At 44.9% G+C, this 26218-nt stretch carries 25 protein-coding genes; 24 read left to right on the top strand and 1 reads right to left on the bottom strand.

Translation table 11 applies throughout. From position 1 onward, the window contains the following. Positions 1 to 187 precede the first annotated feature (187 nt). The 24 genes from galU (at position 188) to PAEAM_RS31130 (ending at position 24502) form a co-directional block, all read left to right on the top strand. Positions 188 to 1090 (top strand): UTP--glucose-1-phosphate uridylyltransferase GalU, encoded by a 903-nt coding sequence (galU, locus tag PAEAM_RS31245; RefSeq protein WP_036611572.1) that lies wholly within the window; start codon positions 188 to 190, stop codon positions 1088 to 1090. After that, on the top strand, positions 1087 to 1785 hold the full coding sequence (locus PAEAM_RS31240; protein WP_076319064.1) for a sugar transferase: 699 nt from the start codon (positions 1087 to 1089) through the stop codon (positions 1783 to 1785). The genes galU and PAEAM_RS31240 overlap by 4 nt, the downstream gene beginning before the upstream one ends. Positions 1786 to 1819: 34 nt before the next feature. Beyond that, entirely contained in the window at positions 1820 to 3196 is a 1377-nt protein-coding gene (locus PAEAM_RS31235) for an O-antigen ligase family protein (RefSeq protein ID WP_100529994.1), read from the top strand. After that, entirely contained in the window at positions 3193 to 3651 is a 459-nt protein-coding gene (gene pssD, locus PAEAM_RS31230) for a PssD/Cps14F family polysaccharide biosynthesis glycosyltransferase (RefSeq protein WP_036611329.1), read from the top strand. Before PAEAM_RS31235 ends, pssD begins: the two co-directional genes overlap by 4 nt. Further along, complete coding sequence (pssE, locus tag PAEAM_RS31225; RefSeq protein ID WP_100529993.1) at positions 3648 to 4127, top strand: PssE/Cps14G family polysaccharide biosynthesis glycosyltransferase; 480 nt, start codon at positions 3648 to 3650, stop codon at positions 4125 to 4127. Before pssD ends, pssE begins: the two co-directional genes overlap by 4 nt. A 38-nt stretch (positions 4128 to 4165) precedes the next feature. Beyond that, on the top strand, positions 4166 to 5233 hold the full coding sequence (locus PAEAM_RS31220) for a glycosyltransferase family 4 protein (protein WP_100529992.1): 1068 nt from the start codon (positions 4166 to 4168) through the stop codon (positions 5231 to 5233). 21 nt (positions 5234 to 5254) lie between these two features. Further along, positions 5255 to 6199: a glycosyltransferase family 2 protein gene (locus PAEAM_RS31215; protein WP_100529991.1), complete on the top strand. Its 945-nt coding sequence runs from the start codon at positions 5255 to 5257 to the stop codon at positions 6197 to 6199. A gap of 11 nt (positions 6200 to 6210) precedes the next feature. After that, positions 6211 to 7233 carry a glycosyltransferase gene (locus PAEAM_RS31210; RefSeq protein ID WP_076209611.1) on the top strand — a complete coding sequence of 341 codons (1023 nt, stop codon included), beginning with the start codon at positions 6211 to 6213 and terminating at the stop codon, positions 7231 to 7233. Between the two features lie 43 nt (positions 7234 to 7276). Beyond that, positions 7277 to 8182 carry a glycosyltransferase gene (locus PAEAM_RS31205; RefSeq protein WP_235431526.1) on the top strand — a complete coding sequence of 302 codons (906 nt, stop codon included), beginning with the start codon at positions 7277 to 7279 and terminating at the stop codon, positions 8180 to 8182. Between the two features lie 8 nt (positions 8183 to 8190). Beyond that, the gene (locus PAEAM_RS31200; RefSeq protein ID WP_076251440.1) at positions 8191 to 9567 is read left to right on the top strand and encodes a lipopolysaccharide biosynthesis protein; all 1377 of its coding nucleotides are present in this window, start codon (positions 8191 to 8193) and stop codon (positions 9565 to 9567) included. Beyond that, positions 9554 to 10582, top strand: coding sequence for a polysaccharide pyruvyl transferase family protein (locus PAEAM_RS31195; RefSeq protein WP_036668919.1), 1029 nt, complete (start codon positions 9554 to 9556; stop codon positions 10580 to 10582). The genes PAEAM_RS31200 and PAEAM_RS31195 overlap by 14 nt, the downstream gene beginning before the upstream one ends. Next, positions 10579 to 11961 (top strand): sugar phosphate nucleotidyltransferase, encoded by a 1383-nt coding sequence (locus PAEAM_RS31190; RefSeq protein ID WP_100529990.1) that lies wholly within the window; start codon positions 10579 to 10581, stop codon positions 11959 to 11961. The genes PAEAM_RS31195 and PAEAM_RS31190 overlap by 4 nt, the downstream gene beginning before the upstream one ends. A gap of 32 nt (positions 11962 to 11993) precedes the next feature. After that, a complete protein-coding gene (locus PAEAM_RS31185) occupies positions 11994 to 13325 on the top strand; it encodes a UDP-glucose dehydrogenase family protein (RefSeq protein ID WP_036611311.1) in 1332 nt (443 codons plus the stop codon). 13 nt (positions 13326 to 13338) lie between these two features. Continuing rightward, a complete protein-coding gene (locus PAEAM_RS31180; RefSeq protein ID WP_047841973.1) occupies positions 13339 to 14259 on the top strand; it encodes an LCP family glycopolymer transferase in 921 nt (306 codons plus the stop codon). Between the two features lie 39 nt (positions 14260 to 14298). Beyond that, a complete protein-coding gene (locus PAEAM_RS31175) occupies positions 14299 to 16440 on the top strand; it encodes a WD40/YVTN/BNR-like repeat-containing protein (protein ID WP_165790122.1) in 2142 nt (713 codons plus the stop codon). 10 nt (positions 16441 to 16450) lie between these two features. Beyond that, positions 16451 to 17035 carry a VanZ family protein gene (locus PAEAM_RS31170; RefSeq protein WP_047841975.1) on the top strand — a complete coding sequence of 195 codons (585 nt, stop codon included), beginning with the start codon at positions 16451 to 16453 and terminating at the stop codon, positions 17033 to 17035. Between the two features lie 82 nt (positions 17036 to 17117). Next, positions 17118 to 17639, top strand: coding sequence for a hypothetical protein (locus tag PAEAM_RS31165; protein ID WP_036668926.1), 522 nt, complete (start codon positions 17118 to 17120; stop codon positions 17637 to 17639). A gap of 251 nt (positions 17640 to 17890) precedes the next feature. Beyond that, positions 17891 to 18142 (top strand): hypothetical protein, encoded by a 252-nt coding sequence (locus PAEAM_RS31160; protein WP_127551208.1) that lies wholly within the window; start codon positions 17891 to 17893, stop codon positions 18140 to 18142. 32 nt (positions 18143 to 18174) lie between these two features. Next, positions 18175 to 19083 carry an ABC transporter ATP-binding protein gene (locus PAEAM_RS31155; RefSeq protein WP_036668930.1) on the top strand — a complete coding sequence of 303 codons (909 nt, stop codon included), beginning with the start codon at positions 18175 to 18177 and terminating at the stop codon, positions 19081 to 19083. Next, positions 19076 to 19867: an ABC transporter permease gene (locus tag PAEAM_RS31150; protein ID WP_036611300.1), complete on the top strand. Its 792-nt coding sequence runs from the start codon at positions 19076 to 19078 to the stop codon at positions 19865 to 19867. The genes PAEAM_RS31155 and PAEAM_RS31150 overlap by 8 nt, the downstream gene beginning before the upstream one ends. Positions 19868 to 20044: 177 nt before the next feature. Then, on the top strand, positions 20045 to 21118 hold the full coding sequence (locus tag PAEAM_RS31145) for an AI-2E family transporter (RefSeq protein WP_081745953.1): 1074 nt from the start codon (positions 20045 to 20047) through the stop codon (positions 21116 to 21118). Between the two features lie 216 nt (positions 21119 to 21334). Then, positions 21335 to 21730, top strand: a complete 396-nt coding sequence (locus tag PAEAM_RS31140) for a GntR family transcriptional regulator (protein WP_076319076.1) — start codon at positions 21335 to 21337, stop codon at positions 21728 to 21730. Positions 21731 to 22071: 341 nt separating this feature from the next. After that, on the top strand, positions 22072 to 22854 hold the full coding sequence (locus PAEAM_RS31135) for a DUF1648 domain-containing protein (protein WP_165790121.1): 783 nt from the start codon (positions 22072 to 22074) through the stop codon (positions 22852 to 22854). 58 nt (positions 22855 to 22912) lie between these two features. Further along, on the top strand, positions 22913 to 24502 hold the full coding sequence (locus PAEAM_RS31130; protein WP_100529987.1) for an alpha/beta hydrolase family protein: 1590 nt from the start codon (positions 22913 to 22915) through the stop codon (positions 24500 to 24502). Positions 24503 to 24622: 120 nt separating this feature from the next. Here PAEAM_RS31130 and PAEAM_RS31125 read toward each other — a convergent pair whose 3' ends face one another. Then, a complete protein-coding gene (locus PAEAM_RS31125; protein ID WP_076209623.1) occupies positions 24623 to 25981 on the bottom strand; it encodes a hemolysin family protein in 1359 nt (452 codons plus the stop codon). Positions 25982 to 26218: the final 237 nt, after the last annotated feature.

Below are 26218 nucleotides of genomic sequence, written 5' to 3'. Positions count from 1 at the left end.
ACCTTCCATCCAATGCTCCCAAGTAAACAGGTAATGTCTACTGCACCTTTATCACTGTAGGCACTCGGTCATGCTGTGGGTTCAATGAACCTTAGACGTTAATCGTCGAAGGTATGACGTGAGGACGGGTTAGATGCCCTGGTTCAACTTTTATCAAACTAAAAAAAAAGAGGATAGGGTGGTATTTATGAAAAAAGTGAGAAAAGCAATCATTCCTGCAGCTGGACTAGGTACACGATTTTTGCCAGCCACAAAAGCGATGCCCAAAGAAATGCTCCCTATTGTGGACAAACCAACCATACAGTATATCGTTGAGGAAGCCATTGCCTCTGGAATTGAAGACATCATCATCGTAACGGGTAAAGGGAAGCGGGCAATTGAAGATCATTTCGACAACGCTTTTGAATTGGAACATAACTTGCTGGAAAAAGGGAAACTGGGCTTGCTTGAAGAGGTCCGCAAATCTTCTAACGTGGATATCCACTACATAAGACAAAAAGAGGCCAAAGGACTTGGTCATGCTGTCTGGTGTGCACGTAACTTTATCGGTGACGAACCTTTTGCCGTGTTGCTCGGAGATGACATCGTCGTATCGGAAGTTCCATGCACCAAACAATTGATTGATCAATATGATCAGGTTCAACATTCCATTGTTGGCGTACAAACCGTACTTGCTGAACAAACAGACAGATACGGCATTGTGGACCCGCTTCAATCGGATGGCCGTTTGACAGAGGTTCTCAGGTTCGTAGAGAAACCTGCCCAAGGCACAGCGCCTTCCAACCTGGCGATTATGGGGAGATACGTACTGAGTCCAGAGATTTTCGAACATCTGGAGCAACAAGAGATTGGTCAAGGGGGAGAGATTCAATTAACAGATGCGATTCAGCGCTTAAATGAGACACAAGGAGTGTATGCTTACGATTTCGAGGGAGTACGTTATGACGTGGGCGAGAAATTGGGATTCATTTTGACAACCATCGACTTCGCTCTGCAAAAACAGGAACTTAGAATTCCAATGCTGCAAGCTCTGCAACAGATTCTGGAAAAAGAGTCGGTAGAACATGTAGCCGGGGGGGAGTTTGAATGAGTCCATCTCCCCAAACGAAGGAAGCGGAGATTGTTATGGACCCAAGTCTGGGGTACAATGCATCAACGATGTCAGGACAAAATGCGGATAAAGTGTATCTATTTATGAAAAGAATGCTCGATTTGCTGGGTTCTTTCATAGGTTTGATCATTTTGTGCCCCTTGTTTGCGGTCATCGGATTACTGATCAAAATCGAGGCCCCGCAGGGGTCTGTTTTTTTTCGTCAGGTACGAGTAGGACAGAATGGGAAAGAGTTTCATATGTACAAATTCAGGTCGATGGTTGCGAATGCAGAAGATCTGCTGGAACAGCTGATTGATCAGAATGAAGTGAACGGGAATATGTTCAAAATGAAAAATGATCCCCGCATTACCCGGATTGGCAAGTTCATTCGGAAAACCAGTCTGGATGAGCTGCCACAGTTGTGGAACGTGTTCAGAGGAGAGATGAGTCTCGTTGGACCCAGACCGGCTCTGCCCAGAGAAGTGCAGAACTACACTTCCTATGACAGACAACGTCTTCAGATGATCCCGGGATGTACGGGATTATGGCAAGTCAGCGGTCGAAATAGTGTTGGTTTTGAAGAAATGGTAGAGCTGGATCTGACGTATGCCCGTGAGCGCAGCATGATGGTGGATATCAAAATTATCTTCAGAACGTTCAAAGTGCTGGTAGGTTCGAAGGATGCGTTTTGAAACACGATTCTGGCTTTGAGGTGGCATAGCAGATATGCAAAAGACCGGTATACTTGCTGCATTAAATATGAAGTCGTTTAATATCATTCTTTTTTCGCTGGTAATTGTCTTCGCAGCAATCTATCTTCCGCTAGTCTCGGTTGTTGCACTCATAGTTGTGATTCTGCTGGGCGTTTATATTAAACAGCCCAGCTGGATTTTTATGATTCTCATTGTAAGTTTTTCATTGTCCATTGATAAAATATTTAGCATTCATCTGGCAGGACTGGATTCGCTGTCCTTCTACAAGCTGGCGATTCTTGGTTTTGTCGTCTCTCTTTTTTTACGCTTTGGTATTCGAAAAGATCTGATATATCCTGCACTGGCAATTGGTTTTTTATTTGTGGAGAGTTATTTTCTATCTGATCTGCCCAGTAAGGTTAGTCCGCTCGATCCATTCAAGGCCTTTCTAGGAGTCATTGTTCCTTTTTTGTTGCTGATGCCCCATTTTTCAAGAGAGATCAGTCAACGAATTATACGTGTACTCGCATGGTTGCCGCTGTTCAGTCTTGCTGGTGGTTATATTCTGCAACTCGTCGGCATATTGTCCATTACTAACCTGGAGATGTCGGGAGTAACCCGGTTACAGGGTGCCAACATCGCCGCGCATCTGGCCATGTTGTGTTTTATCTCCATCTGCGTCTGTCTGATTCAGATCAAGCAAGGCCATCAGGTTGTTCTGTATTACATGCTTACCTTGACACATCTGGTCATTCTGGTCCAGACGGGAACAAGGGGGCCACTTATTGCGCTTATTCCGATTATTTTGGTCTATCTTTTTGATCAACTGAAAGCCTTCATCAAAGGCAGAGTCAGTGCGATTATTCCTCTCATTATGTTTGTTGTCGCTGTGGCCTATATGGTGATTGCGCAGTGGGACAATTATGAGATGAGATCAGAGAGCAAAGGCTTGTCGGGAAGGGATGTAGCCTGGAATTATTTTATTGGCAAAGCAAATGAGTATCCGATATTTGGACGTGGACTCGGCTCAACTCTCGTAGCGAATGATGGAAGTATTTTTTCTGGATTCGTCGTTCCGCATAATGAATACATTCGTTTTTATTACGATGGCGGGTTAGTTGGAGCCATCCTGTTGTTTCTATCGCTGCTGCTGGTGTTTCGGGCTGTTTACTTCCGATTGGGCGGCATGATCCGGTTGTATTTTGCTGGTATGATTATCGGTTTCCTGACCTATTCCTTTTTTGACAATACCCTGTCCACGGTTCATCTGATTGCTCCATTCTGTATCTTCCTGAACGCGTTATATGCTACGGGAAATGGAGTCCATTCCAAGTCAGGGGCTGAAGCAGAAGTGGATATACAGATACAGCGAGCCAAGGACGTATCCTTTTCAAAGGAGATTAGAACATGAAGGTCTGTTTGATCAGTTCTACTGGCGGTCATTTTGATGAATTAACCAAAATTATTCCTGCGGTTGAAGAACATGATTATTTCTTGATTACCGAGAAAAATAAAAGCAGAAAAGTCGATTCGGCACAGGGCAAAGTATACTTCTTGATGCAGCAAGAGCGTAAAAATGCGATGTTCTTGCTAATCTTTGTGGCTAATATTATCAAATCGTTCTTTCTATATCTGCGTGAGCGTCCAAAGGTGATCATTACAACAGGGGCGGGAGCCACATATCCTTTTTGCCTTATCGGTAAAATCTTCGGCGCCAAGCTGATCTACATCGAAAGTTATGCCAAAATCTATTCCTCCAGCGCAACCGGGAGATTGATGTACAAAATCTCGGATGAGTTCTTCATCCAATGGGAAACGTTGCAGGATAGCTATCCCAATGCGAAGTACAGGGGGGCTTTATTTTGATATTTGCTATCGTTGGAACGCAGCGCTTTCCCTTCAATCGGATGTTTGAGCTTATTGATGAGGCGATTGAGGCAGGAATTATTGAAGAAGAGGTTGTTGCCCAATCCGGATATACCGAGTATCAGCCGCGAAATTTCACTGTAATTCCTTTCCTCACGCAGGAAGAGATGAATGAATATGTGGAGCGCAGCAGATGCATTATTTCTCATGCGGGTGTTGGCTCCATTACAAATTGTCTTGAACGCGGCAAGCCCGTTATTGTCATTCCACGCCGGAAAGAATGGGGCGAACATGTGGATGACCATCAGCTTGAAATCTCCAAAGTTTTTCAAGATAACGGCTATGTGGCCGTCGCGGAGAGTCGGGCTGAATTGCAAAAGTTGGTTCCTTGTATAGAGGAGCTGACGTTCCAGCCTTATGTGAGAAAACAGTCTGATCTGATCTCATCCATTAAAAATTACGTGAATAGTCTGTAAGAGGTATGAAGATTAACCATGAAAAAAAGGAGTCTATCATGAAACCAAAAGTATTGGTTGTTGGATCATCCTTGAAGGATATGGGCGGAATTGTGAGTGTCATCAAAAACATTGAGGATTCCTCCATCTCGGAAATGTATGCCATGCAGCGGGTCGAAACGTATATCACGGGCAGCGTGTTCTCACGGCTGCTTATTTTTATACGGGGATTCATGCAATTCTGGATGAAGTTGTACACGTTCAAGCCGGATATCGTGCATATTCATATGGCGAACAATGGGAGCTTTTATCGGAAGTCTCTATTTCTGCTAACCGCACGAAAGTTGTTTCGAAAGTCAGTCATTCTGCATATACATGCGGCCAGCTTTGATGATTTCTACAATCAATTTGCTCTGCAGCGCAAGTATTGTCATTACATTCTGAATCAGGCAGACAAGTTGATTGTCTTGTCCCAGACGTGGAAAGAATACTTTGCTACGATTGTTCCGGAGACAGCGATTGAGGTTCTTTATAACGGGGTCTTTGTCAAAGAATCGTTTGTAAGAGAACAACAAACAGCCGTTAATGCTCTGTTCATGGGCAGACTGGGTGAGCGAAAAGGAGTCTACGATCTGCTTCAGTCCATTCAGCAATTGAAGGCGCTAGGCGTTACAGCTACTTTTAATCTGGCAGGGGATGGCGAAGTCGAAGAAGTCAAAGCAATCGTGCAGCAGTATGGAATAGAGGATCGTGTCAATGTACTCGGCTGGATTAACGGAGAGCAAAAGGAAAAGCTGATGCGGGAAGCGGATCTACTGGTCCTGCCTTCTTATCATGAGGGATTACCTATGGCCATACTTGAAGCAATGAATTGTGGCTTGCCCATTATATCGACCACCGTCGGAGGCATCCCCGAAGTGATTACATCCGGTCATAATGGGCTGTTAATCGAGCCGGGAGATGTGCACGGGCTGACATCAGCGCTGGAATATCTCATCACGGATGAAGAGGTTAGAGCAAGAATGGGTTCACATAACAGAGAGATTATATCGGATAAGTTCGATATGAATCTTCTCGTGGGCAGATTATCAGGAATATATGATGCACTTCAAGTGAAGGTATCCTAGTGAACAGGAAAAGGTGATGAAATGAACCCCTTGGTATCTTGCATCATTACGACCCATAACCGGGCCGAGTTATTGAAAAATGCGTTGAGAAGTGTACGTGAACAAACACATCCGTATCTGGAGATTTTCATTGTGGATGATGGTTCAGAAGATCAGACGCCAGAGATCTGTCAGGCTTGGACCCGGGAAGATTCACGGATTCGGTACATCCGAGTTCCATATCCCAAAGGAGCCAACCATGCACGGAATGTAGGGATATCCCAAGCCAATGGCAAGTACATTGCCTTCCTGGATGATGATGATGAATGGATGCCTGACAAAATAAAAACCCAGGCGGAAGTGCTGGAACGAACAAAGGAATCATTCACCTTTTGCAGCAAGTATCTAGCATACACAAATGAGCAACATCAGGTGGTCAAACGGAAATTGTCGGTGGAACCTCGTGATGTTATTCGGTATGAGGATCTGCTTACATTCAACTGGATTGGGGAAACGTCCAAAATCATGGTACTTACCTCACTGGCCCGTGAAGTTCGATTTGATGAAAATCTGACATCCGCTCAGGATTATGATTTTTATCTGCGTATATTGAAACGAGGCTACATCGCCGTGAATGTGAAAGAACCGCTGGTGGATATCAACATCCACAGTGGTCCACGAATTTCAACCTCTACAACGGCCAAGTACAAGGGCCAACGCAAGATTATTTTGAAATACTACAATGACATGTCCAAGGAACAGAAGCGCCGTCAGTTACACCATTATCGAATGCTCGAATGGTCGAGAAATACACTTCGCAATAACGTTTATTTGAAAAAAGCACTGTCGCTGTACCCTTGGTGGAAAGATTGGGTGCTGCTCAAGCGTAATACCAAAATTATGCTGCAAGGATTTCTAATGAGATTTCATGCAAGGCGCGCAGTTGGTACGTATACAGAGGAACCTGTGCGAATGAAACTAAAGTAAGAGGTGCCTGGATGGAAAATCCGACGGTGTATATGCTGCCCAAGATGATTGAAAACAATAAATTCAATGAGCTGTTATCCGATTCCATTGAGAACAAGGGATGGGAAGTGAAACAGTTTACCAAAAGAGATCTAATCAAACTGAAAAAAAATGATGTGCTGCATTTTCATTGGCCCAGCTTCTATTACAGAGGTTCATCCGTGCTGACAACAGTGATCAAATCGATTCTATATGTATTGATGATTTGTTTTGCACGCTTGCGCGGGGCCAAATTGTTCTGGACGGTGCACAACATCTGGCCACACAACAGCGGCAAGACGCGGTTCGATTATTGGATGAGAAAAATACTGGTCCAAAATTGCTCCAAGCTGATTGTCATGGGTAAACCCTTGATCTCGGAAATCTGTTCGACGTTTGGGATTGATTCCAGCAGGATCGAGGTTATACCACATGGACATTACAAGGGAGTGTATCAGGGAAAAGGGGTGAATATCCGCTCCCGGTTTGGCATCCCGGAGGATAGTTATGTGTATGCGTTCTTCGGTCAGGTGTCGCCGTACAAGGGCGTGGATGATTTGCTGGAGGCATTCAAGGATCTGGATTCCGAACAAGCCCATCTGTTGATTGCCGGCAAAAAGGTAAAGGATTATGACCTTGGAGATGAATTTCTCAAGAGTGGACATATTCATACTCATTTTCATTTCATCGAAGATGATGAATATTCGGATTATTTTGATGCAGTTGATTCGATCATTCTTCCATACAAGCAAATTGCCACTTCAGGCAGTGCGATTCTGGCATTGACCTTCTGTAAACCGGTGGTGGCACCACGGATTGGATTGTTGGAGGAATATCTGCCCGAAGATTGTGCGGTCCTCTACGAACCTTCCGATCCGGATGGATTGCTTAAAGCGATGAATATGATCCGGTTAAAACAATCGGAGTTTCAGGAAGGCAGTGGTTTTGTCAAAGCGTTGGAGCGGCTGGATTGGCCAGTGATTGCCCAAAGGACACTTACCCTGTACTCCAGTTAGTGCAGATGAACGGGTGGACCTAATTGAAAAATATGGGGATGAAATGATGAAGGTAACCGTCGCGATCTGTACGTATAACCGTGCACAGGATGCGGTAGAGGCCATACGAAGTGCAATACAACAGAATTACGCAAGCAGCGACTATGAGATCATACTCATTGATAACAATTCAAAAGACAACACACGGGAAGTCGTGCTTCAAACCATCTTGCAGCATGAGAACCATTCGATCCGGTATGTGTTGGAAGAAAAGCAAGGCTTGTCTGTAGCCCGTAACCGGGCCATTCACGAGGCACGTGGCGAGTATATCCTGTTCCTTGACGATGATGCCTTTGCTTGCAGGGACTGGATTCACCAGATCGTTAGTGTGTTTGAGATGAATGAAAATATCGGTTGTGTCGGTGGCAAGATTGATCCGATCTGGGAAGTGCCTGAGCCAATGTGGATTCCACCGGAGAACAGGTCGCTGTTCACCATTCTGGATTTTGCAGATGAAGTCACTGAAATGAAAAGTCCCTATATTCCATTTGGTGCCAATGTGGCTTTTCGTTTATCTGTCTTTGATCAACTGGCTCCCTTCCGTGAAGATCTTGGAAGAGTGGGGAACAACCTCCTCTCCAGTGAAGAGAGTGAGTTAATTGCAAGAATACGGACAAAGTTCAAGGTATATTACACGCCGTATGGCGCGGTACAACATAAAGTAGCCAAAGAGCGAACGACAAAGAACTGGTTTCTGCGCCGAATCTATTGGCAAGGTGTGAGTGATGCCATTCGTGATCAGGATCGTGGTGTTGTGCGTACGGCCAAACATGGCATCAAGCTTGCACAAGGGATCACAACCTCACTGATCTACATTTATAATGCAGATCGGTTCACACGTCAGCTTGCCAAGGTATGTTATCGAAACGGCATGATTGTTGGGTCGCTTCGTCAAAACAGTAAGGGATGAGGATCGCTATGGCGCAAGTTGCACTTCGCAAAGTATTCAGAGGAAACGGCTTAATGAGTGCCATATTTCAGACAAGTGGAACCAATCTGCTGGTCATGACACTGACGATGTTGTCTTCCATTTTGACGTCACGCATGTTCGGGGTAGAGGGAAAGGGTGCGTTTTCGGCCATTCTATTCTGGCCTGCGCTCTTAACCGGATTGGTCGGATTCGGACTACCGACTTCTATCATTTATAACATCAAACAGAGCGCAACCGAGAAGAGTGCACAGTATGTTCGGTTAAGCTTTCTTTTTCAAGTTCCGGTGTGCATCATCATTGGTATTGTGGCCTGGTTTGGATTACCTTTCTGGCTCTCCAGCTTTCCGCCGGAGGTCGTGCAGATATCCAGATGGTATACGATTGCAACCGTTCCTGTACTTATTGTCATCAATCTCATATCAGCGCTCTCGCAGAGTCGGGAGAAATTCGCTGTATATAATGGTATCCGGTTAATGATCCCCCTGTTTAATGTAGGCGGGCTTTTTGTGTTATGGGGCCTGGGGATGCTGAGCATTCAGCTCGCGGCTGCGATCTATTTTGTAACCAGCTTCTCAGTGGTAGCGTGGGCTATCTATGCCAACCGTAATGAATTGAGACTGAGATGGTTCAAGGATCGGGTGGACCAGAGTTCAGCCAAGAAGCTTTTTGGTTATGGTAGCAAGGTGTACGGGGTTGAATTGTTAGGAACGCTGTATACCCAGTTTGATAAAATCATTATTTTGGCTTTGCTCACCCCGCGTGATTTTGGACTGTATTCCGTCGTATTTGCGTTATCCCGAATCTACAATGCGGTTCAGACGGCCATTAGCAATGTTGTTTTCCCAAAAGTGACCGGATTACCTCAAGAGCAGATTATTCGAACGGTCGGCAGAGCCTTCCGCATCTCGCTCATGGTCATGATGATCATTGTAATACCCACCATGTTTGTGGGGAACTACCTGATGGGTCTTCTGTTTGGCTCCGAATTTTTGGAAGCGAGCGTAGCGTTTTATATTTTGGCTGTGGAATGCATCATTGGTGGTGGCTCCTGGATTCTGGCATCCGCATTTAATGCACTGGGTCGGCCTGGACTTGTGATGATCAGACAGCTCATTGCACTCTCGGTGACGGTGGCTTTGTTCTTTGTATTCACCCCGCTGTGGGGGCTCAACGGAATTGCGATTGCCTTATTGATCGGGTCCATTGTACGAATGGTGGTTACTGTGGCTGCGATGAAGATTGTATTTAAGGTGAAGTTTGCCGCCATGTTCTATGACAAGGAAGATCTGACGTTTCTCTATGAACGGTTAAACAAAAAAAGAAGAAGAGTCACCCAAGGAGGAGATGGAGATGCTGGGCACTAACAATATTCATCCAATGGAAGAGTTGAAGGGACATTTACGTCAGATTTTGAAGGTCATTCCACCGCGTACTGAAATCTATTATTTGGATTACCCGGTGCATAGCAATGGTGGCGACTTGTTGATTATGAAAGGTACTGAGGCTTTCTTCCGGGACAATGATATTCATGTACGTGCCAGATACAGCATTCTGGACTGCCCTTTGTCCCTCAAGGTACCGGAAGGTATCACGATTGTGTTGCACGGGGGAGGTAACTTTGGTGATCTGTACCCTGCCCATCAGAAATTGAGAGAACGAATGATTGCCCAACATCCGAATCACCGGATTGTCATTCTGCCACAGACGATGTTTTACAAGAGTGATATTGAATTGAAAAAGACAGCCCAAGTATTCAATCGTCATAAGGATGTACACTTTTTTGTCCGGGATACCTTATCTTATGAGATAGCCAGTAAAGAATTTCAACAAACCAATGTGTATCTATCTCCGGATATGGCGCATCAGTTGTGGCCTCTTAAGTCGAAGAGCAAGCCTACCGCAGAGATGTTGTATTTCTTTCGTAAAGACATTGAGAAAACTCAGAATCAGGTGCATTACGAATCCGTCAGTGGACCTAAGGCCACGTTTAAAGACTGGGAGACATTGTACAACCGGGTAGACCGGAAGATCATTCGCATGATTACGTCCCGGTTAAAGTCAGGGAAAGGCAGCTCTTTCGCCCGCTGGTTGTGGTACAAATACTCTGATCGGATGGTACATACGGCCATTAAGGAATTCAATCAATACCAGACCATCACGACATCCCGTCTGCATGGACATATTCTGGCCTGTCTCCTGGATCAACCGAACATCCTGCTGGATAATTCATACGGCAAGAACTCGAATTATTATGCAGCTTGGACCAAGAGCAATCCGGCAGGCAGACTGGAGTCCAATCAGACCAGCACATATAACAAGCCAACCGAGACCGGCAAGGGAGCAAGTACGGTTGTGTTGTCGGATGGTGCAGCCCTATGAGAAGTATTCTGTTATCCGGCGGTTCTGGCAAGCGTCTCTGGCCGTTATCCAACGATTCCAGATCCAAGCAATTTCTTAAAGTTCTTCATGGGCCAGAGGGAAATCCGGAATCCATGGTACAGCGGGTATGGCGACAGCTGAATCATGCCGGACTTGCATCACAGGCACTTATTGCGACCAGTTTGCCACAGGTGGAGATTCTGACTTCTCAGCTGGGAGACGATGTGAGACTGGTTGTGGAGCCTGAGCGCAGAGATACGTTTCCTGCGATTGCACTCGCTGCCTCCTATCTGTATTCCGTAGAGAGTGTGAGTCTGAATGAGACAATTGCAGTGTTGCCTGTAGATCCCTTTGTTGAGAAAGAATTCTTCGAAGTGCTGGCAACCTTACCAGAGATGCTTGATAAGTCTGGTGCTGATCTGGCCTTGATGGGAGTTGTGCCGACGTACCCGTCAGAGAAGTACGGATACATCATTCCGCAATCCCAATCTTCCAGTGAAAATAACAATGAATACGTGAATGTAGCGAAGTTCCAGGAGAAACCCTGCGAATCCGATGCGGTCCTCATGATTGAGCAGGCCGCATTATGGAATTGCGGGGTTTTTGCTTTTAAGCTGGGTTATTTGATTAATCTGCTCATTGAGATGGAACTGCCGATCCAGTATGACGAGATGCTGAAGCAATACGGAAGATTGAACAAGATCAGTTTTGATTACCAGGTTGTCGAGAGAGCCAATCAGATTATTGCTATTCCGTATAACGGCTTCTGGAAAGATCTAGGCACGTGGAACACACTCACGGAAGAGATGGGAAGCTCGGTTGTAGGAAAAGGGTGGATTACGGGAGATTCCTTGAATACGCACCTGGTCAATGAATTGAACATTCCGGTTGCCATATTGGGATTGTCGGATGTGGTGGTCGCCGTGAGTCCGGATGGCATTCTCGTCAGTGACAAAGAAGCAAGCCCACGGATCAAGGAAATCTTGAAGAACGAGGATCAACGCCCCATGTATGAGGAGCGCAGGTGGGGTTGCTACCGGGTTCTGGATTACACAAGAAACGAAGCTGGCGGCGAGGTTCTCACCAAACGAATCTGCATCAGTGCCGGGAAAAACCTGAGTTATCAATACCATTTGCTTCGCAATGAGGTATGGACGGTTGTATCGGGAACGGGGGAATTGATTCTGAATGGGCAGAGCCGAATGATCGGGCAAGGAGATACGGTGATCATTGACCGGAGTATGCTTCATTCCGTCAGAGCCGTTACGGAACTGGAGATCATTGAAGTACAGATCGGCAGTCAGCTGATTGAGGAAGATATCGTTAGAGTGTCTACCGAATGGCAGGACATTGTTCAGACATATGTGAAGCACGCGTAACCAACACATTAGGACATGGGGGAGATTATGGAATGAATATTACGGTGATTGGCACAGGGTATGTGGGTTTGGTATCGGGCGTATGTTTTTCGGAACTGGGAAATAACGTGATCTGTGTCGACAACAATGTGGAAAAAGTGAATATGTTAATGGACGGTCATGTTCCGATCTATGAACCGGGTCTGAAGGATATCATGAATGCCAATATGAAAGCAGGAAGGCTGTCCTTCACCACCAACATTCAGGATGCTATCAGTCGTTCGGATATCATCATTATCGCGGTGGGTACGCCATCCCTGCCTAATGGCGAAGCAAATCTGAGCTTTATTGAGCTTGTCGCGCGAGAAATAGGTTCTTATATGGATAATTATAAAATAATAATGACTAAAAGCACTGTTCCTGTCGGAACTAATGATCGTATTCAGGAATGGATCAGCAGTTTGACGAATCATCCATTCGACATGGCATCGGTACCGGAGTTCCTGCGAGAAGGTACCGCTGTCCAGGATACGCTCTATCCTGACCGGATAGTCATTGGGACACATAGTGAGCGGGCAGTCGCCACGTTGAAAGAGCTGCATCAGCCATTAACCGATCAGATTATTGTTACGGATATTCGCTCGGCGGAAATGATTAAATATGCATCCAACGCTTTCCTGGCAACCAAGATCTCATTTATCAACGAAATCTCTAACATCTGTGAAAAAGTAGGAGCAGATGTCAGTCGCGTTGCCGAAGGCATGGGCTATGACAGACGAATCGGTGCCTCCTTTCTCAAGGCAGGCATTGGTTACGGAGGTTCCTGTTTCCCTAAGGATACACAAGCTCTGATTCAAATTGCAGGTAATGTGGATTATGACTTCAAACTGCTGAAGTCCGTGGTGGAAGTGAACAAAGATCAACGCTTCAACATCATTCGTAAACTGGAAGATGCACTAGGCTCACTCGAAGGGAAGGAGATTGCCATCTGGGGGCTCGCTTTCAAACCAGATACCGATGACGTTCGTGATGCTCCGGCGATTGAGATCATTCAACGTTTGCTTGAGCAGGGAGCGGTGATTCGGGCATATGACCCCATCGCTACCGAGAACTTCCGCAAAGAGGTGGATTCCCCATCCATTACGTGGGAAGAGCGTGCCATGAAAGCGGCGGAAGGTGCTGATGCACTCTGTGTTCTGACGGAATGGAAAGAGTTCATGGAGGTTAATCTGACTGATTTGGCAGCGCATATGAATCAACCCATCCTGATTGATGGAAGAAACATCTACGGAGAAGATCAGATTAAAGATACGTCCTTCCAATACTACTCCGTTGGTCGTCCAGGTCTAACCAATATTGATGGAAGAAAAACGGCAGTCATCTAACGGAGGCCATAACATGAGACGCGGGATCAAAATAACATTAGGTGCCATTTCCCTTGTTGCAGTTGTCATGATTGGATATTCTGTGTATCTGTATTCGCATGTTAAATCAGCGGCGGATCAAATGTATGAACCCCGGGAACCCATCAAGCAGGTATCTATTGTAGACCAGCGGGGTGGGGGAGATTTCCCTGTGGACATGGAGAATGAAGAACCTTTTAATGCTTTGATTCTGGGTGTGGATGAACGTTCCAATGATCGGGGGCGCTCCGACACCATGATTGTATTAAGTGTTAATCCTGCGAAAAAATCCGCACTTATGTTTAACATTCCCCGAGATACCAGAACGAATATTGTTGGTCATGGCACGGAGGATAAGATCAACCATGCCTATGCTTTTGGGGGCGTTAACATGTCTGTGCAGACCGTGGAACAATTGCTCAACGTTCCCATACATTACTACATGAAAGTGAATATGGAGGGCTTTGCACAAGTCATCGACATGGTGGGTGGAGTGAATGTGAATAACCCGTTTGCATTTGACTATGAGGGTTACCGGTTCGAGCAAGGGAATATTCATCTGGATGGTGAAGCTGCTTTGGGATTTTCGCGGATGCGTTATGATGATCCGAAGGGAGATCTCGGGCGGAATGACCGCCAGCGGGAGATCATCAAACAAGTGCTGAAGAATACGGTCCAGGTATCCAACGTATTGCAACTGGAGACATTGCTGGACGAAGTCAGTGCTCACGTCAGAACCGACGTTACCTTTGATGAGATGAAGCAGATGTTCTCCAATTATCGTTCGGTACTGGATCATATTGAATCCGTTGAGATTAAAGGCACGGGCAAGAAAATAGACGGAGTGTATTACTATATCGTGGAACAATCGGAACGAGACAGGATACATCAGATGATTGAAGAACATTCAAAATGATCGGATAGGGCGGTGAACCAGATGCGTATCTCCAGGCTAATGAAATTGTCCCTGATTGTGCTACTAATGTATATGCTCATGATACCGGCAAGTACAAATTATGTTCAATCAGCTCAAAACTATCAATGGAAGAATATACCTATTGGTGGTGGGGGGTACGTTACAGGGGTGGTTATCCATCCGACTGAGCCTGATCTGGTTTACGCTCGAACTGACGTTGGAGGAGTATATCGGTTGGATACAGCTTCAGGAGATTGGGTTCCACTACTGGATCATTTTGGAGATGAGGACAGCAATCTGTACGGCGTGGATGGAATTGCGCTGGATCAGCAAAACCCTAATGTCGTGTATATCGCTGCTGGGAAGTACGGTAACGTGGGGCCGAGTGATATTCTGAAATCCACAGATCGGGGAGAGACCTGGACTCGAACCGGACTTAATCTTCGGAATGAATCAAATGGAAATATCCATCGAGCCATGGGAGAGAGCATCGCGGTTAATCCCACGAACTCCAATTACCTGCATGTGGGTACACGATATGATGGATTGTACACTTCCAGTGATGGTGCAGCCACATGGAGCAAGGTATGGGATGTACCTAGCGGACTGTCCGGTGAGGGAATTCGGAGTGTAGCTTATGGATTGAATCCCGTGACAAAGCAAGGTCAAGTTGTGTATGCGGGGGTTCGCGGCATTGGTGTGTACAGCAAAGCACCAAGAAGCAATGGGCAGACCACTTGGCAACTTACCGGGAGAAGTCCCGAATATCCTGCACGTATGACTGTGGCGAAGAACGGGACGTTGTATGTGACCACGGATAATCAGGGCGTCTACAAGTTCAATGGTGTGCAGTGGACAAATATAACACCCAGCTCCAGTTACTCATCTTATTATGGAATCACGATTGATCCCAATAATGATAATCACATCCTGGCAGCCGTTCGAACAGGCGGAGATAATCTGCCACTGTATCGTTCCGTTAATGGCGGACAGAGTTGGACAACAGTGAGCAAAACGCTGGTATCCAAACCGTCCTGGTGGACACCCAACATGTTTTTCTCAGCCACATCCAGTATCAAGTTTGATCCACATAATCCGGGCACCGTATACGCTACAGACTGGTTTGGCGTGTACAAGACGGAAAATATCAATGGTACCACTGGATTGACTGGCAATACAGCGAGTACTTGGGAAGCCATTACCGATGGTCATGAAGAAGTCGTCGCACTCACGGCATCCACACCACCTCAGGGTGTTTCATTCTTTAGTGGTTTAACGGATCAAGTCGGATTTAGACATGAAAATGTAACCGATGTTCCTCTTAATAAAATCCCGCTCGCAGGTATGCGAGAAATTGTGAGTATTGACTATCACGAGGCAAATCCGAATTACATGATATTTCTGGGAAGCAGTGACTGGTATGGTACCACCACACGTTTATTTGTCTCTTCCAATAACGGAGTTACGGTAACTCCAATGAATGTTCCGGCTGGCTCCAAACTGGGGAGGGTCGCCTACTCGGCCATCAATCCGAATGTAATTGTTTATTACCCCCAGACCGGTAATCCGGTCAGAAGCACGAATCGTGGCGCAACATGGCAAAATATGAATGGTGCCCCTTTTCAGGCCATCGGGGGGAATATGGTCTTTGCCTATAATCATCCACTGGCTGCGGATCGCATCAATGGATATAAATTTTATATGTATGCTGCTGGTTATCTGTATCGGTCTACGGATGCAGGTGCCAACTGGTCCAAAGCGAATACGGTTCGCCTTCCGATTAATACGGATATCAATACAAGCTTCATTAAAGTCGAGGCTGCACCTGGCGTGGCGAATAATGTATGGGTGAGTCTGGGAACCGATGGATTATATGCATCAACGAACTCGGGAAATACATTTTCCAAGATCCAGGGTGTGCAGAATTCCAAATTATTTGCCTTTGGTAAAGCTCAGCCCGGCAGATTGGTTCCGGCTGTCTATGTATATGGCACCGTAAATAACGTGCATGGATTCTTCCGTTCCGATGATATGGGGGTAACCTGGAACAATATAGGTCCTTTAGGTAATGGAATCGGGCTGGGCAATGAACCGCAAATTATGGCGGCAGACCGTCAAATCTATGGTCAGGTATATGTAGGTACAAATGGCAGAGGCATGTATGTTGGATCAATAGAATAACGATAGAGATATGAAAGTGGTGAAGATCAAAATGATGGAGGAGGGCTCCGGGCGCACGAGACAAAAGCATGTACGAAGAACGTACGGATTTCTCATTGCTCTGCTGTTGATTGTGATCTGGATTCTGGTCATCTGGTCCATGTCCACGCAATCCTCTCAACAGCAAGACATTCAGCCTTGGCTTCATAAATGGTCTCAAAAATTGCACATCGGTTTTACACTTCCTGATGTGCAATTCACTTACGGGGAGTATGAGTATTCGCTGAAGCAGCGGCCGTATGATTTTGCAGAGTTCATCTTTCGCAAGAGTGCGCACTTATTTGTATACGCTGTGCTCGCCGTGCTTGTGTACGGCGGGATGCGGTACAGAAGAACCTCCCTTGTGACCAGTATCGTTTCTGCTCTGGCTGTGGTGTTTGTTATAGCCTCCATTGATGAGTATATTCAGCAGTTCAGCCCGGATCGGACAAGCTCGATACGTGATGTTGGAGTAGACTTGCTCGGCGGCTGCTGTGGGATTGCCATATATGCAGCACTTCAGTCCATGATCCGAAGGATCAGAAAAGGAAAGCGTACTTCCATTCACAGCGAGTGATTTCCCAGGAAATTAGATGTATCGCAACTTCTACTTGTCTGCTATCCATCATAAGTATGGAGTAGGACAAGGAGGACTGGACATGCTGCGAAGAAGGAACCGGAATGCTTTGCTCAAAAAGATCGGCTTCATCGCGATCATTGTATTATTGCTGTGGTTGATTGCCAGAACCATTCCGTATTTGTTTCAGGCAGATACATCGGATGAAGCTGCTGCTGTTGCCGAAGAGTTTTACAAATATGAGCAGACAGGTGACTTCGGCAGTTCGTGGGAACTCTTTCATCCCCTGATGAAAGAGCGGTTTCCCAAGAGTGCTTACGTACAGAACAGAGCACATATATTTATGCAGCATTTTGGCGTGGAAACGTTTGAGCTGGAGATGGAGAAACCAGAGCGCGAGTTCGATGTAACCGTGATTGATGGCGTTAAGCCATTTTCTGAAGCCTACAGAATCCGGGTCACCCAGAAGTACACAGGTACCTTTGGCCAATTCGATATTGTGCAGACCTGTTATCTGGTAGAGGATGGCGATGAGTGGACCTTACTTTGGTATTATCCAAATCAGAAAAACGAGGATACCTCGCAGGTCGACAATAGTGACTGATCAGGAAATAGTATTAACCCATACATTGAACCGAATTGTATCATTTACCTAACATGAGGCTCCATAAATGCGAGACTTTTGTCGCATTTTTGGAGCTTTTTTTGTGTTTTTCTTGTTTTTATAGCTTTAAAGCCTTGACATTAGTCCCGGTGTCAAGTAAATTACGAGATAGATACAAAATGTATCAATTTTCAGCGTCTAACGACAAATAACAAGGACTTCTAAGCTCCTTGTGAGGGGAAGGAATATCATTGATCGAAACGGGCCGCTTTTACTGTGTCAGTTGTGGGATGATTGTGTCGGTCACTAGAAGCTCTGTCGAAATGAAGGAAGAGGGCAATGGAGGCAATCACGTATTTCGCACCGGATTCTACCGGAGTGAAATGCCGCTTGGATGCTGTGAAGCGTGTGTAGTTGAAGCGAAACGTCAGGGGAAATCCCAGTTTGCGGGACAATATACTAAAGATTATGATACACTATGTGCATATGAGAAACGGGCATGAATGATGTGCTCGTCCATGAAGGAGGGGATTGAATGCAGCAGGAGCCGGTCGTCCGGATTCAGGGCGTCAGCAAGATCATATCCTCCCGATCATTGGTCAGCGACCTGACTCTGGATATTTCTCCGGGGCAGGTTTTTGGTTTTTTAGGACCTAATGGCGCGGGAAAAACAACGACGATTCGAATGATGGTTGGACTGATGTCCATCAGTAAAGGTGATATTTTCATCTCGGGACACAGTGTGAAAAATGAATTTGAGCAGGCGGTAGCCCAGGTAGGAGCTATTGTGGAAAATCCGGAAATGTACAAGTTTCTGACCGGGTACCAAAATCTCGTTCACTTTGCCCGCATGTCGCCGGGAGTTACGAAGGAACGTATTGCGGAAACAATTGAGCGTGTGGGGCTCACAGCCCGTATTCACGATAAGGTCAAAACCTATTCACTTGGCATGCGCCAGCGTCTGGGGGTCGCGCAAGCGATATTACATAAACCGAAGCTGCTTGTACTGGATGAGCCGACCAATGGTTTGGACCCACAGGGTATACGGGAACTGAGAGATTATTTGCGTCAGCTCACCCAAGAGGAAGGCATTACGGTCTTTGTATCCAGTCATTTATTGTCGGAGATGGAGCTGATGTGTGATACCGTAGCCATCATCCAGAACGGCAAGTTGATTGATGTAAGAAACCTTCGGGCTGAAGCCGGTTCGGATGCATTAATCGAAGTTGCTTTTGAGTTGAATGATGCTGACCGCGCTGCGGATCTGATTCAGGGTGCTATCGTACAGGGCAATGTCCTGGTGGTGCGAGTGTCTCGTGAGCAGATTCCGGATATCAATGCCAAGCTAGTTAGCGAAGGGTTTCAGGTATACGGTATTCGTAACGTGACTCACACCCTGGAAGAACAATTTTTGCAAGTCACTGGGGGTGGAGGCATTGGGTAGTTTTGGTAATCTGATATTGAACGAGAATATGAAAATTTTCCGTCGTCCCCGTACCTGGATCATGTTATCGATTCTGGCGCTGATCTCGCTATTAATGCCAGTGTTACTGCGAGAAGGCATGGGGTCCAATGAAGTTTTGTACTGGGAAGCGGCTGTAACGACCATCCAGATTACGTTTTTCCTGAACACGATCTTTTGTGTCGTGATTGCAGCGGAATCGGTTGCGGGCGAATTTACCTGGGGAACCATTAAGCTGTTGCTGATCCGTCCATGGTCACGAAGCAAAGTTCTTGCTTCCAAATATCTGACCGTCGTTGGCTTCAGTATTGTCAGTACATTGCTGATCATCGCGATGGCCATGCTAACGTCTTATATCCTTTTCTCGCATGATGCTCCGGGAGGAAGCGGTAGTCCGGCTACGAATGCTCTGACGTTATGGGGATATTTGTACGTTGATCTGTTCATTACGCTTGCGATTGCCTTTATGGTGTCCTCTGTATTTCGTTCAGGTGCACTTGCGATTGGATTATCTCTGTTCATTATGTTCTCACAGAGTATCTTCTCACTCATATTCAATCCGGTCCGTTATGAGTGGGCCAAGTATGTTCTATTCAACAACATGGATCTTAGCAAATACATGACCTCCGGGGCGGATTTTGCGCTAATGGGTGGTCCGAGTGCAGGAATGACACTGGGTTTCTCCATTGCAGTTCTGGCGGTGTATTACGTTATTTTCATGGTGATTTCCTGGGTTGTATTCAGCAAAAGAGATGTGGCAGGCTAACGCCTGCTTCTTTTTTTTGCTCCAATGTTTGTTTTGGAAAGAAAATAAGTGTATATTCAGCATCGCCTGTGGCATGACTGTCATTTAAGGGTACTTAGTATCATAAGTAAATGACTAGATATACATATGAACGCCGCAGTCACTTTGGCAGAGCAGCGCATGGAGGGATCACGTTTCTTGATAAATAACAAGTTCTACCGCATATGTACAGCGATTATTCTGCTGCTGCTCATCGTGTATCTGGGGGAAAAAGTGAACTTTATTTTCAGCCCCCTGACCTCACTGATTCACATCATCATCATTCCGCTGCTGATTGCTGGTTTCTTCTATTATCTGCTGCGCCCGCTTGTCGATTATATGGAAAGGCATAAGATCAAACGTGCATTGTCAGTTCTGATTATTTATGTCGTAATTGCACTAATACTTGCAGGTTTTAGTGTGCTTGTATGGCCTTCCCTGCGTGAACAATTGATGAATTTCGTAGAGAATGCTCCAGCGTTGGTTACTTCACTCAGCGATCAGTTGAATGCACTTGAAAAGAGCAATGTTGTATCCAGATACCTGCCTGATGATTCCAATCTATTCTCACGTTTATCCGATGTTCTGAGTCAAGGGATCACTCAGGTAACCAATTATGTCTCCGGGTTATTCTCCGTGGTATCAAATCTGGTTATTATTCTGGCAACGTTCCCGATCATGTTGTATTACATGCTCAAGGAAGGCAGCAAGTTTGGAACGAATCTGACCTTATTGTTGCCAAGACATTATCGGAAGGATGGGGAAGAAACCGTCCATGAGATTGATGAAGCACTAAGTAACTATATTGTTGGCCGGGTTATTGTTAATGTAGCCTTGGGGATTCTGATGTACATCGGTTTTCTCATCTTAGGTTTGCCTTACGCATTGCTGCTGACGGTTGTATCGATTATTCTGAACTTCATCCCTTATGTGGGTGCTTTGCTGGCAGCTATTCCGGTTGTCATTGTTGCGTTTATCGAATCACCTTCGATGGCGATCTGGTCACTGGTCATCATTGTAATCGCACAGCAAATTCAGGATAACCTGATCTCACCTTATGTCTATGGCAAACAGCTCGATATTCATCCACTGACTACCGTTATCCTTTTGCTCGTGGGTGCTGACCTGGGAAATATCTTGGGTATGATCATCGTGATTCCCCTATATATGATTCTGAAAATTATAGTTCGCAAAATCCATTATCGGATTGTCGAAGATAAGACTGAAACTTAAATGGAATTTGAAATACAACGCTATCATGTGTGCCACTACTAATGTTTGTTATTGAATCACATCGATAAGCTCATCAGGATAAGCCGCATATCAATGGCGAAGGGGCAAGCAAGTTTGCCCTCGCCATTGGTAGGCGGCTTTTTTTCATACATATTGTTCACTCATGTTATATCTGTTATACTTGATATATAACAGATAACAAAAGAAGGTGAACCCTTGATTATTCAACTGGATATGCAATCCGAACTTCCCATCTATTCGCAACTTGTTTATCAAATTATTGAAGGCATTGCTGGTGGTGAGTTACAGCTAGGTGAGGCGTTACCTTCGGTTCGGAATTTGGCCGCAGATATCGGTGTTAACCTTCACACCGTCAATAAGGCTTATACACTACTCAAGCAAGATGGATACATTCTAGTTCATAGACAAAAGGGAGTTGTAGTGAACCCTGATGGAATGCCTGGTTTAACGGATGATTTTTTGAAAAAGCAGCAAAGAGAATTAAGACCGATTATTGCGGAAGCGATCTGTCGAGGAATGACCAAAGAAGAATTATCTGCGGTGTTAGACCAAATGTATGATGATGTGAAGATGGGTCACAACAAAGAGTAAAGAATCAAGGGAGTGTGTTATGTATGCAGCTATTTAGTATATTACCTATCATTTTAATCTTTGCTCCATTAGCCTTACTTCTATCTTTTACACCATATCTGACAAGGGAAACCATTAGCTTCGGGGTTACGGTAAGTCAATATAATTACTACACACCCATCTTACGTAAGCTAAGAAGTACGTTTGCTACAGTAAGTCTGATCGGAAACGGGATGGTTATACTTGTCTGTCTGTATTTTCTCCGATCTGCTAATGAAGATGCTACCGCAATGATTACCGGTGTTAGCACAATGATATTTATTGTGTACTGGACAGCGCTACACATCTTATTTTATTTCAAGATGAAAAAGATAAAAGGAACACTTACAACTGTAGAAGCACCTCAAAGAGTTAAAATCGATACCACCTTTCGCCAAAATAAACTCACCTATTCCAACTATTGGTTTCTCATTCACATTGCTATTATTGTTGCCATTGCGATCATTTCGATCCTGAATTATAAGGCACTACCTAACGTCATTCCAATAAAATATGATCTTCAAGGCCATGTCACTTCCAGTGTGCCTAAAACTTACCTCTCGGTACTGGCTATTAATCTTGTACAGCTAGGAATCATTGCACTTATGATGTTGGTTAACTGGAGTATTAAATCAAGTAAACAACAGCTTACTACGTCTAATCCGGGCCAATTTGCTACTGAAAATATTCAATTCCGCCGTAAATGGTCCCTATTTACGCTTGTAACAGGATTACTTCTTACCATCTTATTTGCCTTTATTCAGATCAATATGTTCGTCCCTAATCTGGTCTTGTTAACAGCTATTAGCTTCATCACTCCTGTGGTGATCGTGTTAGGTGTTGTATGGCTGTCTCTCACAGGCAGACAAGGCGGTGGCAAAATTCGTAATCAACAAGAGGATCACGAACGATCTAAGGAGCAGCCTGTGAATGACGATGATCATTGGAAGCTTGGGTTTATTTACTTCAATGCCAATGATCCTTCTTTAACCATAGAAAAGCGTTATGGAATAGGCTGGACAATTAACTTCGCTCGTCCACTATCTTGGGTCCTGTTGTTATTCATCATTGCTATTGTTGTTATAAGCATAGTCCTGAGCCAATAAATGCTCATAATGCTATGCATATAATAGATGAAATTAATTATTAGGAGGAGTTATTACAATGAACAATTGGAAAAAGCTATTACTTTCTCTTACTTTCGTAGGTCTCATCCTTCCGGTAACATCCATCTCAGAAGCTGCTGAAAAATCCGCTGGTAGTGAAAATCTTGTTCCTATTCGTGAGATTGCAGAAAAGAATGGGGCAGAGGTATCTTGGCAACAAAAGACAGGAGAAATCACAATACGAAAAAGTGAGCTTACGATTGTAGTTAAGGTAGGAGAGAAACAGGCGATGGTGAATGGGCAAGCCATATCCTTAGACAATCCTGTTCAGTTAACGAAAGGAACTACCTATATGGATGGGGCATTTCTTTCCGAGACGCTGAAGGCAGCACCTGAGGATATATTCATTTCCCTTATTAGTGAGGGCGATGGCAAGGAGGCTGCCAAGTATGTTCATACCTCTGTGAGTGGAGTGTTGTCACCCACGTTGTTGAGTCAGCTGTGGGGAGCTTTAGAAGGACAAAATGGCAAAATTACAAGTGAAGCCATAGCTAAGCATGTAGAAAATAACACAGTGCATCGCAATGTTACCTATACTTTTAAGACAGAACTGACTAGTTTAAATATTACGGTCAGAATGAATCATAACGGACTTGTGGATGATTTGCATATTGCCGCCGCTACGCCAGATGTGTATCAAAAACCAAGCTACGACGACCCATCTACCTATACAGAACAAGACATTACGGTTGGTCAGGGTGATTTAGCTTTGCCCGGGACATTAACTTTGCCCAAGGGAGAGGGACCTTTCCCGGTTGTCATTCTGGTACACGGATCTGGGCCTAACAATCAAGATGCTGCCATTGGTGGTGCAAAGCCGTTTCGCGATCTTGCGGTAGGTTTGGCTTCACAAGGAGTTGCTGTATTAAGATACGATAAGGTCACGTATGAGCATACCTATAAGGTGGCTTCACAGCCTAAATTCACATTAAAACAAGAGAGCGTAGATCAGGTAAACGATGCAGTGGAATTGCTTAAAAAGAATACACATATTGATTCTACAGCGATTTTTGTAGCTGGACATAGTCAAGGCGGGTTTGCAATGCCGTTAATCATTGCTGAGGATAAACAACATGATATTGCAGGAAGTATTCTACTGGCTGCACCAAGTAGTAGCTTTGTGGATGTGCTTACCGAGCAGCAGGACGAATTGGTAGAGCGGATGAAGCAGCTTGGTTTAGACACGGATGTCATTCAAGGGCAAGCTGATTTTTATAAAAATGTAGCTGCGATGGTTAAAGATCCAAAATATTCTGTAGATCATCTTCCTGAGGCGTTTCCACTTCAACCTGCTTATTGGTGGTTTGAGCAGAGAGATTATGTGCCTGCGGAACTGGCTAAAACACAAAATACACCTATGCTTGTTATACAAGGCGAAAACGATGTGCAAGTGTCTATGAATCAATTCCAAACCTGGAAATCGTCTCTCCAAGGTCATTCCAATGTAACGTACAATAGCTATCCAAAGGTAAATCATCTTTTATCCAGCTATGATGGACTTTCGATCGGTCAAGAGTACGCTGAGCCATCTAATGTCTCCAAAGCCATTATCGATGATATTGCGAAATGGGTATTAAAATCAAACTAAAACGGGATTTCCAATCTTGGTTGAGTGATAACAATGGGAAGTGACACATGGGGCGAGATATAAAAAGAGGAGCACTTACCAATATAGGCAAGTGCTCCTCTTCTTATTTATAAATTTGCTTTATTTAGACCAATTGGACTCTTTCTCGTCTTCATCTGTATAATCAGACATGGTCAGTGGTTCCTTGGGAACAACGGCCACTTTGTAGAACCGATTCTTGTCTTTTTCCAGCAAAACAAAGATTAGATTCTCGAACTCATATTCTTCCTGTTCGTTCATCTCGGGACGATGGCTGTAGAGCCATCCACCAATGGTGTCCCACTCATCTGCATCCAGGCTGGACATAAACATGTCGTTCACCTTCGATAAGGAAACCTTGCCATCCATAATGACATAGTTCTCATTGATGACTTGAATATCTTCCACTTCGTCTGCGTCGAACTCGTCGCGAATCTCACCAACAATCTGCTCAAGTACATCCTCGATGGTTACAATTCCGGAAGTTCCCCCATATTCGTCGACAAGTACGGCGATATGTACGCCATCCTTCTGCATTTTCTTGAGCAAGTCCTTCACAGGAGTTGTTTCGTGAACAGCCGATACAGGCTGAATCAGGGAGGATAGATCAACAGGTTCATCGTTTCCGTATAGTTCCAGGAAGAATTGTTTCGTATTAATGATACCGATGATATCGTCTTTACTCTCATTCACTACTGGAAAACGTGTATATTGTTCTTCACGAATGATCTCCAGGTTTTCCTCGTTTGTTCTATTCACATAAAGGCAGACCATATCGGTCCGGGGTACCATGATTTCTTTGGCTAACATCTCATCAAAAGCAAAGATCCGGCTTACATAACCGAATTCGGCTTGGTTGATTTTACCACTTTCAAAGCTTTCATTAATGATGATCTGCAACTCTTCTTCGGAGTGTGCATCTTCATGTTCAGAAGCAGGTTTGATCCCGAACAGTTTCACCAGTTGGTTCGCTGAGCCGTTTAACAGCCAGATAAAAGGATACATAATTCGGTTAAACCAGATGATAGGTGTAGACGTCAGCAGTGCAACAGTTTCGGCTTTCCGGATTGCAATCGTTTTTGGAGCGAGTTCACCAACCACAACATGCAGATACGTGATGGAAGCAAACGCGATTACAAACGATAAGAATGAAGAAACCGCCTCAGGAATTTGCAAGCTTTCAAACACAGGGTGGAGAATCTTCTCTACCGTCGGTTCACCCAGCCAGCCCAGTCCCAGAGATGTGATCGTGATTCCAAGCTGGCAGGCAGACAAATATCCGTCCAGATTGGCAACGGCTTGTTTAACAGCCAGCGCACGCTTGTTTCCTTCTGCAATCATTTGGTCGATCCGGCTCGGTCGAACCCGCACCAGAGCGAATTCCACTGCAACAAAAAACGCCGAAAGTCCTATCAAAAAAGCAACCATTACTAAATTTAACGCATACCTCTCACTTTCCATTCACTGCTCTTCTCCTTTAGGTAATAAGTTTTTAACGATTATTATATCTAATTTTACGTAAGAAGACCACCTCCAGACAAAGAAATGAGGAAGAGTCTGGAAGGTGGAATAAGCAGATTGGCGTCACAATGCGAATCTGCTCCATCATTAAACTGATATGTAGAAGGTAACACAGTCAGAATATACAATGAACAAAGTAGAAATTTGAATTTCCAGAATCAAGTATTCCGTCTGGTT

This window comes from Paenibacillus sp. GM1FR (assembly GCF_002803315.1).
Taxonomy (GTDB): domain Bacteria; phylum Bacillota; class Bacilli; order Paenibacillales; family Paenibacillaceae; genus Paenibacillus; species Paenibacillus amylolyticus.
Note: the sequence above shows the minus strand (reverse complement) of the source record. Positions and strands in the feature narration are given on the sequence as shown.